Annotated in this window: 13 protein-coding genes; 6 read left to right on the top strand and 7 right to left on the bottom strand. The window is 59.7% G+C overall.

What is annotated here, in order from left to right; all coding sequences use genetic code 11:
* Positions 1 to 44: 44 nt before the first annotated feature.
* A complete protein-coding gene (locus tag JZX87_RS17025) occupies positions 45 to 263 on the top strand; it encodes a hypothetical protein (protein ID WP_148145678.1) in 219 nt (72 codons plus the stop codon).
* A 47-nt stretch (positions 264 to 310) separates the two neighbouring features.
* Here the strand turns inward: JZX87_RS17025 and map are convergent, their stop codons facing one another.
* Both map and JZX87_RS17015 read right to left on the bottom strand, forming a co-directional pair.
* Positions 311 to 1066 (bottom strand): type I methionyl aminopeptidase, encoded by a 756-nt coding sequence (gene map, locus JZX87_RS17020; protein ID WP_148145679.1) that lies wholly within the window; start codon positions 1064 to 1066, stop codon positions 311 to 313.
* Between the two features lie 28 nt (positions 1067 to 1094).
* A complete protein-coding gene (locus tag JZX87_RS17015) occupies positions 1095 to 2156 on the bottom strand; it encodes an LLM class flavin-dependent oxidoreductase (protein ID WP_206826933.1) in 1062 nt (353 codons plus the stop codon).
* Between the two features lie 192 nt (positions 2157 to 2348).
* Here JZX87_RS17015 and JZX87_RS17010 point away from each other — a divergent pair, with 192 nt between their 5' ends.
* Complete coding sequence (locus JZX87_RS17010) at positions 2349 to 3890, top strand: cation:proton antiporter (RefSeq protein WP_206826930.1); 1542 nt, start codon at positions 2349 to 2351, stop codon at positions 3888 to 3890.
* Between the two features lie 67 nt (positions 3891 to 3957).
* On the opposite strand, the gene JZX87_RS17005 is transcribed toward JZX87_RS17010, so the two are convergent.
* The 4 genes from JZX87_RS17005 to JZX87_RS16990 form a co-directional block, all read right to left on the bottom strand.
* Positions 3958 to 4419, bottom strand: coding sequence for an SRPBCC family protein (locus tag JZX87_RS17005; protein ID WP_183821320.1), 462 nt, complete (start codon positions 4417 to 4419; stop codon positions 3958 to 3960).
* 111 nt (positions 4420 to 4530) lie between these two features.
* Positions 4531 to 5292 (bottom strand): ABC transporter ATP-binding protein, encoded by a 762-nt coding sequence (locus JZX87_RS17000; RefSeq protein ID WP_206826928.1) that lies wholly within the window; start codon positions 5290 to 5292, stop codon positions 4531 to 4533.
* A complete protein-coding gene (locus tag JZX87_RS16995; RefSeq protein WP_148145931.1) occupies positions 5289 to 6320 on the bottom strand; it encodes an iron ABC transporter permease in 1032 nt (343 codons plus the stop codon). Before JZX87_RS16995 ends, JZX87_RS17000 begins: the two co-directional genes overlap by 4 nt.
* A 17-nt stretch (positions 6321 to 6337) precedes the next feature.
* Positions 6338 to 7363 carry an ABC transporter substrate-binding protein gene (locus JZX87_RS16990; protein WP_394353616.1) on the bottom strand — a complete coding sequence of 342 codons (1026 nt, stop codon included), beginning with the start codon at positions 7361 to 7363 and terminating at the stop codon, positions 6338 to 6340.
* Positions 7364 to 7565: 202 nt separating this feature from the next.
* On the opposite strand from JZX87_RS16990, the gene mqo reads away from it, so the two are divergent.
* Together mqo and JZX87_RS16980 are read left to right on the top strand one after the other, a co-directional pair.
* Positions 7566 to 9275 carry a malate dehydrogenase (quinone) gene (gene mqo, locus JZX87_RS16985; protein WP_286194798.1) on the top strand — a complete coding sequence of 570 codons (1710 nt, stop codon included), beginning with the start codon at positions 7566 to 7568 and terminating at the stop codon, positions 9273 to 9275.
* Positions 9276 to 9406: 131 nt separating this feature from the next.
* Complete coding sequence (locus JZX87_RS16980; protein WP_206826927.1) at positions 9407 to 9706, top strand: DUF1905 domain-containing protein; 300 nt, start codon at positions 9407 to 9409, stop codon at positions 9704 to 9706.
* A 76-nt stretch (positions 9707 to 9782) separates the two neighbouring features.
* On the opposite strand, the gene JZX87_RS16975 is transcribed toward JZX87_RS16980, so the two are convergent.
* A complete protein-coding gene (locus tag JZX87_RS16975) occupies positions 9783 to 10541 on the bottom strand; it encodes a phosphatase PAP2 family protein (protein WP_206826926.1) in 759 nt (252 codons plus the stop codon).
* Between the two features lie 192 nt (positions 10542 to 10733).
* On the opposite strand from JZX87_RS16975, the gene JZX87_RS16970 reads away from it, so the two are divergent.
* Together JZX87_RS16970 and JZX87_RS16965 are read left to right on the top strand one after the other, a co-directional pair.
* On the top strand, positions 10734 to 11426 hold the full coding sequence (locus tag JZX87_RS16970) for a response regulator (RefSeq protein ID WP_148145935.1): 693 nt from the start codon (positions 10734 to 10736) through the stop codon (positions 11424 to 11426).
* The gene (locus tag JZX87_RS16965) at positions 11423 to 12586 is read left to right on the top strand and encodes an ATP-binding protein (protein WP_206826925.1); all 1164 of its coding nucleotides are present in this window, start codon (positions 11423 to 11425) and stop codon (positions 12584 to 12586) included. The genes JZX87_RS16970 and JZX87_RS16965 overlap by 4 nt, the downstream gene beginning before the upstream one ends.
* Positions 12587 to 12588 lie beyond the last annotated feature (2 nt).

The following is a 12588-nucleotide window of genomic DNA, read 5'->3' as shown; positions in this document are numbered from 1 at the left end:
GTCATGGTCTGCTTCGTGCCAAATCAACAGACGGGAGGCGCAAAATGGATCGTGACCTGACCGTATCGGAAGTGCTGGTGGACCCGCTGATCGCGCAGCTGCGCAAGGCGGACCTGATCGGCAATGCCGCATTCGCTCAACTGATGGAAAGTGCCGCTCGCATTCATGCGCGCCGCTCGATCGATACTCTAGGCGAAGAGCGTGTGAGCGCCTTCTATTGCGCTATCGAGGCGGCCAATCGCGCCGAATCCTGCGTTCGCTAAAAGCGTTTCCGGTCGCCGCTTTCGCCGCGACCGGCTTATGACAATCCTTAATTCGCCAATGTCAGGATAAGCGGCCCGCTCTTGGTCGCGACGATCGTGTGTTCGTATTGCACGGTCGGGGCGTTCGGGTCGCTGTAGAGCGTCCACGGATCGTCATTGTCGCCATCTTCCGCCCATGTGCCGCCGAGCGAAAGAAACGGCTCGACGGTGAAGACAAGGCCCTCCTCCATGATCCGGCGCTCGCTCTTTTCCGGCCAGGTCGGGATTTCCTTCGGCTCGTCATGCAGAGTCAGGCCAATGCCGTGGCTCGAAAGATTGGTGATCAGCGTATAGCGGTTCTTTTTGGCGAACGCGCCGATCGCATTGCCGATACCTGCGATCTTGTTTCCGGCCTTCACCTGCTGCAATCCGGTCCAGAGCGCCCGTTTGCCGTCGCGGCAAAGCTTCTCGATCTCGCGGCGAACCGGCGGCACCGCATAGGATGCGCCGCAATCGCCGAAGAAACCGTCCTTCACGGCAGAAACGTCGATATTGACGAGATCACCTGCCTTGATCACCCTGCCGCCCGGAATGCCATGCGCAACCTCTTCGTTGACGCTGATGCAGGTCGCACCGGGAAACTGGTAGCAGGTCTCGGGCGCCGATTGCGCGCCGTTATCCTCAAGCAGCTTGCGGCCGATATCGTCCAGTTCCTTGGTGGTGATCCCAGGCTCCAGTGACTTCGCCATCGTCTCCATCGCCTGGGCGCAGAGCCGGCCGATCGCTTTCAGCTTGTCGAGTTCATCTTCACTGGAGATTACCATTGCGGGTCGTTTCCTTGTCTTCGTCTTTTTAGTTCGCCTGCGATGTGGCCCGCTCAGCCGATCCGGTCAATTCCTTTCTGACGATCGGCGCCACCTTCGTGCCGTAAAGCTCGATGCCGCGCATGATCTGGTCGTGCGGCATAAGCCCGATCGCCATCTGCAGCAGGAACCGGTCCATCTTGAACACGCTGTGGGCGGCAATGATCTTTTCGGCCACCAGTTCCGGCTCGCCGACGAAAAGATTGCCAAGCGCAGAGCGAGCCTGATCGAAATGTGCCCGGCTCGTCGGCCCCCAGCCCCGTTCGCGGCCAAGCCGGTTCATCACTTCCGACTGCGGACCGTAGAACTGGTCTGCCGCCACCTGTGTGGTGTCGGCAATGAAACCGTGAACATTGATGCTGGTCTTCAATTTCGCCGGATCGTGACCGGCATTCTCGCCCGCTTCGCGATAGAGATCGGCAAACGGCTTGAAGCGCGGATATTCGCCGCCGATGATCGCGATTGCCAATGGCAGGCCGAGCGAACCGGCGCGCACCACCGATTGCGGTGTGCCGCCGACCGCGATCCAGACCGGCAATTGCTGCTGCAACGGCCGCGGATAGACACCGTGCCCGTTGATCGGCGCCCGCATCTGCCCCTTCCAGCTGACGATCTCTTCGTCGCGAAGTTTTAAAAGAAGGTCCAGCTTTTCGGTGAAGAGTTCGTCATAGTCTCCCAGATCGTAACCGAACAGCGGGAAGGATTCGATGAACGACCCGCGCCCGGCCATGATCTCGGCACGCCCGCCGGAAATCAGGTCGACGGTCGAAAACTGCTGGAATACCCGAACCGGATCGTCGGAGCTCAAGACCGTGACGGAACTGGTCAGCCGGATATTTCTGGTGATCGCGGCCGCTGCAGCAAGCACCGTCGAAGGCGACGAGATCACATAATCGGGACGGTGATGCTCTCCCAACCCGAAGACATCGAGCCCCACCTCATCGGCAAGCTTGATCTCCTCGAGAAGATTTTTCAGCCGCCTTGCGCCCTCGACACCCTTGTCGAGCGCAGCCGCGTCCATATCGCCGAATGTATGAAGCCCGAGTTCCATGGAAGATCCTGTCATCTGGACAAAGCTGGAATGTTTCTACACCTCAGATAGAGAGCGGTGGCTCCAAGCGCAAACCGCAAACCATCGAACTTACCGTTCGACAAATTCGATAGCTGGCCTAAGTTCAGGTGCCATATCACTGACAATCATCAAGTTCAGCACCTGTCCCTATTCGCTCAGTCGGGAGATGACATGAGCTTCTTCGAAAGCCTCCTCGTCCTGATCCTTGTGGCGATCATGCTTCTGCAGGTGTCGCGACGGCTGAGGATGCCTTATCCCTCGATGCTGGCGCTGGCGGGAGCCGCCGTGGCGCTCATTCCGGGTACGCCGGTGATCAACATCGACCCGGCAACCGCACTGGCCCTGTTCATTGCCCCCGCCCTTCTCGATGCAGCCTTCGACTTCCCGCTCGGCACGGCCAAGCGCTTCTGGCTGCCGCTCGTCGCCTTCGCCATCGGCGGCGTCATCGTCACCGCCGCATCCGTCGCCTGGGTCGGTTCGACCTTTGCCGGCCTGCCGCTTGCGGCAGCCGTGGTGCTCGGCGCGATCGTCGCCCCGCCGGATGCCGCTGCCGCCACGGCCATGCTCTCTGCCGTTTCGATTCCGCGCGAAACCGACACGATCCTGCGCGGCGAAAGCCTGTTCAACGATGCCGCAGCCCTGCTCATCTTCGATGCGGCGCTTGCGATCCAGTCGGCCGGTCATCTCGATACCGAAGTCGGCCTACATCTGGCGCTCGCGGTGCCCGGCGGCATCATCTTCGGCATTATCGCCGCCCGCCTGATCCGCCGCCTCACGCAGTCGGTCAGCGGCACGCTCGGCGGCAATGTCATGCAGTTTGCCCAGACCTTTCTGCTCTGGATAATCGCCACAAGACTGCATCTCTCCGCCGTCCTCGCCGTCGTTGCCTGCGGCATGACGCTTGCGCAGATGTCCGAGGCGCGTTCATCGGCCCGCATGCGGGTCCAGTCCTATGCGGTCTGGAGCGCCGCCGTCTTCGTCTTGAACGTCATGGCCTTCCTGCTGATGGGCATGCAGGCGCGCGCTATCCTGTCCGACATGGAGCCCGGCCATCTGGGCGATGCCATAACCTTTGCCGGCCTTGTCGTCGTCACCGTCATTGTGGTCAGGCTCATCGTCTGCATCGGCTTCAACCGCATCCACGCCTATTACGCCCGCCGCGCCGGGAGGCCCGAACCGGCCACCATGAAACAGGCGGTGCTTGCCGGCTGGTGCGGCATGCGCGGCCTCGTTACGCTGGCCACCGCCTTTGCCCTGCCGGCGGATTTCCCTCAGCGTGACATGGTCGTGCTTGCCGCCTTCGCCGTCGTTCTTGCAACTCTCGTGGCGCAGGGACTGACACTCATCCCGCTGATCAGATGGCTCGGCCTCGACCGGACGGCGCAAAGCCTGCGCGAAGTCACCAAGCTACGCGCCCATATCGCCCGGGCCGGATTCATGAAGCTCGAAACCGCCACCGGCCCGGAGGCGGAGATGCTGCGCAACAATTTCAAGCTGGAAAAGCACGGCAACCTGCATGCGGAAGGCGCGACCGCGCTCGCCACCTATCGCCGGCTGGCGCTCGATGCGATCAATGCCCAGCGCGAAGCCATCGAACAATTGCGCGAGGACAACAAGCTCACCGTCGACGAATACAATCTCTTCCTCGAGGAGATCGACTGGCGCGAACTTTCCGTCCTGCCGGAAGAACAGCGCCGGATCGAGGAGATCTGACGGGATCCGGCGGCTGAATCATCCTGTCAAGCTGCCGGGATATCCATTTGAAACGACTCCGAATTCCTCAGATCGTTTTCGCCACTTCGGCCATCTGATCGGCAACGATCCCCCAGCCCTCTTCGAAGCCCATTTGCTGATGCGCCTTCATGTCCTCTTCGTTCCAGTGAGCCGCAGTCGCGGTATAGCGCGAGCGTCCGTTGCCCAGATCCTCGAATTCGAGGATGCCGGTCAAGAACGGCTTTTCCGACGGCACCCATCCGGCGGTATAGGCATCGGTGAAGACCAGCTTGCGGCCTGGAACGATCTCCAGATAGACGCCCGGATTGTGGATCTTCTCGCCGTTCGGGCCTTCCATCAGCACGAAACTTTCGCCGCCCGGGCGAAGGTCCGAGCGCGCTTCGGTGACCTTCCAGGGAAGTGGGCAGAACCACTCGCCGAACCGCTCCGGCGTAGTCCAGACCTTGAATAGCTTTTCGGCGGATACGTCGAATTCGCGGGTAAGCTGCAGCGCATAGGTGGCGGTCATGGTTCTGTCTCCCTTCTGAAATCCTGTTCATCGCATCGGATGGTGAACCTAGGACGAAGGAGAAGACAGGAAACCGACAGGGCCTGAGATTTTTTCTCCGGCCCTCAATGACTATCGCAGATAATGGATATGCGGTCGCGCGTGATGCGGCGAGGTTTCCACCCGTGCATCGACCGAGAAGACGTCGCGCAGCAGTTCCTGCGTCACGATCTCTTCCGGCGCACCCGACGCGACGATCCTGCCCTTTTGCATGACGATCAGCCGGTCGCAGAACATCGCCGCGTGATTGAGGTCGTGCAGGGCGATGATGCTCGTCACCGGCAGGCTGGAGACCAAACGCATCAGGCTGATCTGGTGCTGGATGTCGAGATGGTTGGTCGGCTCGTCGAAAATGAGCTCCTGCGGCGATTGCGCCAGCGCACGGGCGATATGTGCCCGCTGCTTCTCGCCACCGGAAAGGCTCTGCCAGCGGTCGTGGCGCTTCTCGATCATGCCGGCACGCTCCAGTGCCTGCGCTACCGCATCGTCATCCGTCTTCGACCAGCCGGAAAACATCGAGCGATGCGGAAACCGCCCGAGCTTGACCACATCGATGACCTTGAGATTGGAATTGGTCGTCGCATGCTGTTCGACGAAGGCGACACGCTGCGCCATCGCGCGGCGGCCGATGCGTTTGATATCCCGACCCTCAAGCGTGACGCTGCCCGAATGCGGCTTCTTCAGCCCTGCAAGCAGCCGTAGAAGCGAAGTCTTGCCGGAACCGTTCGGCCCCAGAAGCCCGAGCATCTGGCCGGGCTGCGCTTCGAAGGAGACGCCGTCGAGAATAGTCTTGGCGCCGATCTTCCAGGTGAGATTTTCGGTCCTGATGCTCATGACACCCTCTGGAAACGATAGAGGATAACCGCAAAGAACGGCACGCCGACGAGTGCGGTGACGACACCGATCGGCAGGACCTGCTGCGGGATCAGAGCCCTGGACGCGATATCCGCCAGCACCATGAAGATCGCCCCGACCACGGCGCAGGCCGGCAGCAGCCGGATATGCAGCGGCCCGACGACGAACCGCGCCGCATGCGGCACGACAAGGCCGACGAAACCGATCGTGCCGACCATGGAGACGATCGTCGCCGTCATCATGGCGGTGAGCGCAAAAAGAATGATCCGCGCCCAAGCGACATTGACGCCGAGCGAGGCGGCCGCCTCATCCCCGAAGGCAAAGGCATCGAGCACCCGCGCATAACACAGGCAGACGATCAGACAGATACCGACGACGACTGAGACCAGCATGAATTCCGGCCAGCGCACGCCGCCGAAGCTGCCGAGCAGCCAGAACATCACGTCGCGCGCCTGCTGCGCATTGCCGGATGTCGTGACGATATAGGAAGTTGCAGCATTGAAAAGCTGCGAGGCTGCGACACCGGCAAGAATGGTGCGATCCGCCCCGCCCCGCGTGCCGTTGGACAACAGCGCCACGAAGAAGAAGGCAGCAAAGGCGCCCGCGAATGCACCGGCGGACAACGACACCGTACCGGCACCCAGTCCGAGAATGACGATCGCCACCGCCCCTGTCGAGGCGCCGGCGGAAATGCCAAGCACGTAAGGCTCCGCCAGTGGATTGCGCAGCAGCGACTGCATGATCGCGCCGGAAAGAGCCAGTCCCGCGCCGCAGAAGGCAGCGACCAGCGCGCGGCTGAGACGGTAATCCCAGATCACCGTCTCATGGATGCGGTTGAGTTCGATCGCCGTCCAGCCCAGCCGATTGCTTATCGCCGCGTAGGTGGTCGACAGCGGGATCGGCAGATCGCCTATCCCGACACTGACACCGACGACCAGCGCGATCGCCGCAAGCGAGACCAGCAACAGTGCCGAAAACACGACGAACTGCTGGCCCTGGGAATGTATCGAACGGCGATCCTCGCTCACTTCAGGAGACCAAGTGCCTTGAGCTGTTCGGCCACCTGTTCAGCTCCATAAATGGTGCGCACGGTCGGGTTCATCGCCTGGCCGTCCATCACGACCAAAGCCTTGTTCTTGACGGCCTGGATCTGGCTGACGGCCGGATCGGTGGTCAGGAACTTGATCTTGGCTTCCGGCTTGTCGAGTTCCCAGCGGTTGCGGTCGAGATTGGCAACGACGATGACGTCGGGATTGGTGGCAATGATGCTTTCCCATCCGAGCGTCGGCCATTCCGCTTCGGTCTTGATGGCGCTTTCGCCGCCAAGCACATCGGCGATGAAACCGGACGCACCATTCTTGCCGCCGAGATAGGCGTCAGCGGTCGGCGACGGGCTGGAGAACCAGAAGACGTAGGAGAGCTTCTTGCCGTCCTTGGAAACGCTGGCGCGCAGGTCGGCCTCGCGCTTCTTGAAATCGTCGATCAGGGCTTGGCCGCGATCCGAAACGTCAAAGATCTGTGAAAGCTCGGAGATCTCCCTGTAGAGCAGGTCCATGTTCCAAAGCTGCTCTCGGCTGCCATATTCGTTCTTCACTTTTTCGGTGGAGAGGCATGTGCTCGGCGAGATGTAGGACGGCACGCCGACCTTGTCGAAATCCTCGCGCTTGGCAACCTTGCTGGTCGGGCCGATCAGGCTCGGCAGCGCGGCGGCAACGAAATCCGGATTCTGCGCCAGAATGCTCTCGAAGGTCGGGAATTCGACGGTCAGAAGCTTGACCTTCGCATTGGCGGCCTCAAGCTGCGGCAGAACCTTGCTCGGCCAGAATGCCGTGCCGACCATCTTATCCTCGAGGCCGAGCAGCAGCAGGATTTCCGCGCTGTTCTGGCCCAGACCGACTGCCCGCTCCGGAGCCTTGTTGAAGGTAACCGATGCACCGCAATTGTCGATCGTCAGTGGATAGGTAGTGGCGGCATTGGCCGGGCTCATGGCAAGCAGGCTCAGACCCGCGCAGAAGCCGGATACGGCCAGAATGGACTTGGATACAGTCACGACGGTGTTTCCTGAGTTAGTGGCGCGACAATGCGCCCCGCGCTATATCCACGAGCCGGAATTGAAACAAGACCGTTTTCATCATCTTTTTACTGCGACACTGCGCCATCCTGACAAAATGCCGCATCGCCCACTTGTCGCTAAAACATATTTCCCTTATTCACCGCGCCGGGAGGAGCAACAAACAGTTTTGAGGTTCCCGTTGCCTTCCAGCAAGAACACCCCATCCAAAGCCTCTGCAAGCGGTCTCAACCTGAGCCGTCGCCAGCTTCTCGGTTCAGCAGCCGGCGGTGCGGCCGTCGTCAGCACCACTGCAATCCCCTCCTGGGCACAGGCAAGCTCCGACAAGACGGTCGACGTCCTTCTCGTCGGTGGCGGCATCATGAGCGCCACACTCGGCGTGCTTCTCTCCGAACTTGAGCCGACCTGGCAGATCGAAATGATCGAGCGCCTCGACAACGTGGCGATGGAAAGCTCCAACGGCTGGAACAATGCCGGCACCGGTCACTCCGCTCTTGCCGAGTTGAACTACACGCCGGAAGATTCGAACGGCAACGTCCAGATCGCGCGCGCCGTCGGCATCAACGAGCAGTTCCAGATCACCCGCCAGTTCCTGGCGCACCAGATCGACGCGGGCGTCCTGAAGGACCCGCGCTCATTCATCAACTCCACCCCGCACATGAGCTTCGTCTGGGGCGACGACAACATCGAATTCCTCGGCAAGCGCTTCGAAGCGCTGAAGGCGAGCCCGCTGTTTGCCGGCATGCAGTTCTCAACCGATCAGGCCGAGATCGCCAAATGGGTTCCGCTGATGATCGAAGGCCGCGACCCGGCCCAGAAGCTCGCCGCCACCTGGAGCCCACTCGGCACCGACGTCAACTTCGGCGAGATCACCACGCAATATGTCGCCTCGCTGAAAAGCCGCGACACGTTCAAACTGCACACCAATTCCGAAGTCACCGCGATAGAGAAGAATGAGGACGGCACCTGGACCGTCTTCTTCGACGATACCAAGAGCGGTTCGGCCGGTTCGATCAAGGCGAAGTTCGTCTTCCTCGGTGCAGGTGGCGGCGCGCTGCCGCTGCTGCAGATGTCCGGCATTCCGGAAGGCGACGATTATGCCGGCTTCCCGGTCGGCGGTTCCTTCCTCGTCTGCGACAATCCGGAAATCGTCAACCAGCACCTCGCCAAGGCCTATGGCCAGGCGGAAACCGGTGCTCCGCCGATGTCGGTCCCGCATCTCGATACCCGCGTCTTCGATGGCAAGCGCCACATCCTGTTCGGACCGTTTGCAACCTTCTCGACCAAGTTCCTGAAGGACGGCTCGCTGTTCGACCTGCCCTCGACGATCACGCTCGACAACATCTGGCCGATGGCCAAGGTCGGTACCGACGAGTTTGCGCTGGTCAAGTATCTCGCCGGCCAGCTGATGATGTCCGACGACGACCGTCTGGCCGAACTGCGCAAGTATTTCCCGAACGCCAAGGCTGAAGATTGGCGCTTCTGGCAGGCCGGCCAGCGCGTCCAGATCATCAAGAAGGACGCCGAAAAGGGCGGCGTGCTGAAGCTCGGCACCGAGATCGTCGCTGCCGAAGATGGCACGATCGCAGCTCTGCTCGGCGCATCGCCGGGTGCATCGACCGCAGCGCCGATCATGCTCGACGTGCTGAAGAAGGTCTTTGCCGAAAAGCTCAAGACCCAGGAATGGCAGGACAAGCTGCACACGATCGTTCCGAGCTACGGCAAGAAGCTCAACGAGAACCCGGACATGCTGGTCCGCGAATGGGCAGCAACCGAAGAGCGCCTGCAGCTCGCCATCAAGGCCCCGACGATCGACTCGGCAAGCTACGGCCAGCCGGCAGCGGTTGCTCCGGCCGGTGAAGTCAAAAAAGTTCCGGATATCGCCCTCTAAGCTGCGGCGCATCTCGAAAGAGACTGGAAACGGCTCCGCTCACGCGGGGCCGTTTTGCTTTCCGGCTCCACAGCACTACCTTTCACCGCCAAGCATCGATGAACGGCAAACACCGATAAAAAAGGTGGCCCATGAAGGCGATCCAGTTCGAAGCCGAGGTCATCCACTGGCGCGGCCCCGCCCCTTTTTTCTTCGCCCCGCTGCCGAAGGATGAGGCCGACGAAATCGCCCGCCTGTCAAAGCTCCTCACCTATGGCTGGGGCATGATCCCGGTAGACGTTAAGATCTCCGGCACTGAATTCTACACGGCACTCTTCGCCAAGGAGGGCACCTATTTCCTGCCCTTGAAGGACGCCGTTCGCAAGAAAACCGGCATTACCGCCGGCGACATCATCTCGGTCGTGATGACGCTGCGTCCGCCGAAGCGCTGAATCAGGCGCTGAACATCCCACACAGAACTTTCCGTCGAAGGGACCTTTCGTACAGCTCTGGCACCTTATTCGCCTGCTAAGGTCTTGTCCTCGCGAAGAATTTGTCGATGTCGTTCGCCCGCGCTTCCATCCATCTCCAAATCCAGACCATCGCCAGCATTGTGAAAAGCCAGCCGAAGACGACATCTGAAAGGAAATGGGCGCCGAAGAAAACGCGATTAAATGCAATAAACAAAAGACACGGCGTCAGAGCAATCGCCGCGATCCGGCGCAGCTTTGCAGGAACGAGCACCAGAAGGGAAAGCGCAGCAGCAGCAGCAGCAGCCTCTCCGGATGGGAAGGAGCAGTTACGAACACATGCGGCGGAAAACTGTAATACTGGCGTAAAGTCCGCGTTCCCGCCGAATTCGACCAAATCTCGAGGACGCGCTCGACCGATTAAGACTTTCAGGATTTCAACAACGATGATCGGGCCAACGAAAAAGCTCAGGAGAACGAAGAGTGGTTTGTGGGGTTGGCAGAACCGGTATCGTCTTGGCAGGAAGATGTGCAAGCCGATAAGTAGCAGCATTGCAATGATAATGCAGATCAGGCTCTGGCGGCTGAAATCCCTCAGCCCTTTCAAAACCGGTTGTTCCGTCAGAACGAAGACCGCGCCATTGGCAAACCAGCGCGACACAGCCAGATCGATCGTCGGAAATATCATGAAAACAAAGCTAACGCAGATTATCGACCTGGCGATGACGGTCAACGCTCGATTGACGCCTGTTTGGGGGGCGTACCGCCACAGGTCATCGGACGCTACGGACAAGTAGCTGTTTTCTGTTCTTCGCATGCCGGTCTCTCCTGACTGTGGGACAGCGGCTAGGTGGAACCCGAGTGTCAAGAAACGGCGAAGATCGGATCAAGGACCTGTCCGGAATCGGTTATCCGTCCGTCTGAGGATTGTCCGCAATTGCGGAAGCCCATATTGTCCGACGTATTGGCGGCGCAATGTAAAATAGATGAATGGCCGCAAGGCGTTAAAATGAATAACAATCTTGTTCTCATCGTCGAGGATGAGCCGGCAATAGCAAAGATAATTGAAGGATATCTGCTGCGTGAGGGCTTCAGAACCGTGCAGGCCGCTGACGGTGAAACCGCCCTGCAGCATCACGCACTTCTGAAGCCAGACATTGTATTGCTAGACGTACGCATTCCCAGAATAGACGGGTTTGGTGTGCTGGCCCGCCTTCGACAGACGAGTTCCACGCCGGTCATCATGGTCACGGCTCTTGCAGACGACATTGATCGCTTGAGCGGATTACATTTGGGTGCCGACGATTACGTTGTGAAACCGTTCAACCCGCAGGAAGTCGTTGCGCGGGTCAAGGCTGTTCTGCGGCGAGTTTTGGGAGAGCGGCAGGACGCCATTCGCCGTTTCCGTACGATAGAGGTAGATTTCGGCAGCTACGCGGTCTTCATCAACCGGGGCGGGCAGCGTGTCCCCTTGTCCCTGACGCTCAGCGAATTCCGGATTCTCGCACACATGATCCGTCACCCGACCCAAGCATTCGGACGTGCCGATATCCTTGACGCATGCTTGCCTGAAAGTGACGCGCTTGTGCGGACTGTAGACACCCATATTTCCAACCTTCGACGCAAGTTGGAAGAGATCGGAGAAACTGGTTTCTTCCCTGCCGTGCGCGGTGTCGGCTATCGTTTATCCGATCCCCAATGAATATGAGAAAATACAGCGCCCTGCCGCTCGCCACCCTTACTGCGATTGTGATTGCAACAATGCTCATGCTGAGCGTCGGCATCGCCTATCTTGGCGTCACATCGTATTCCAAATACCTAGACGAGAGCATTAACGATGGTCTTCCGCCGGAAGCAGCGGCCGCATACAGAATATTGAATGAGGGTCGGGTTCCGGATGAGGCCTCCCTCAAGACCCTTGTTGAATATTTTGACGCGCAGGCAGCTCCGGCGGATTTCAAAATTCAGATTGCAGCTCTGATATGCGGCCTGCTTTCGGCCCTAGTCTGCGCCGTTATCGGCATCTTTCTGGCGAGACGGATCGCACGCCCACTGGAAGATCTGACGATTGCCGCCGAAGCCCTCAAGTCTGGCGATTTTTCAGCTCGCGTCTCTGCGTCATCGAGCGGGACTTCCGAAGTATCAAGCCTTGTCGAGACATTCAACGCGCTGGCGACAAGCCTCGAAAGGATGGAAGAAAGACTGCATTTCAACAACATGGCGGTTGCGCACGAGCTGCGTACACCGCTTACCATCCTGCAAGGCGCGTTGCAGGGCATGCTCGACGGCGTTTTTCCATTGGATCGAAAAATCTTGGCCGATCTTCTGCTTCAGGTGGAAGGTCTGGGGAAGATTGTGGAAGACTTGCGCACCCTGTCGTTGGCTATCGGTCAGCAACTCGTGATGCAACGCCAGATTCTCGATGTGGCGGAAATCGTGGAGAACGTTCTCTCGGCGGCCAAGCCCATGCTTGACGCCAGCAGGTTGGAGGTCGAAACAGGCCTGCACCCCGCCCCCATATCCGCAGACCCCTCACGGATTCGTCAGGCCGTTCTGGCGCTCATGGAAAACGTAAGCCGCTATGCTGAAACCGGCGGTTGGCTGCGTTGTGAGACAGAGCGACTCCCGGACGAAAGCGTAATCATCCGCGTGCTTGATCGCGGCCCCGGTTTTCCCGAGGATATGGAGGCGGTTGCCGTCAATCCATTTTGGAGAGGTGATCCGTCCCGGTCACGCGAAACGGGCGGCACGGGGCTGGGCCTTTCAGTTGTAAAAGCCATTGCAGTTGCTCACGGCGGGCATCTGGAACTCGAAAATCGGCAAGGCGGAGGGGCTATGGTTACCATCCACCTGCGTCCTTAATA

Source organism: Agrobacterium sp. Ap1, from assembly GCF_017313375.1.
Taxonomy (GTDB): Bacteria; Pseudomonadota; Alphaproteobacteria; order Rhizobiales; family Rhizobiaceae; genus Neorhizobium; species Neorhizobium cellulosilyticum.
Note: the sequence above shows the minus strand (reverse complement) of the source record. Positions and strands in the feature narration are given on the sequence as shown.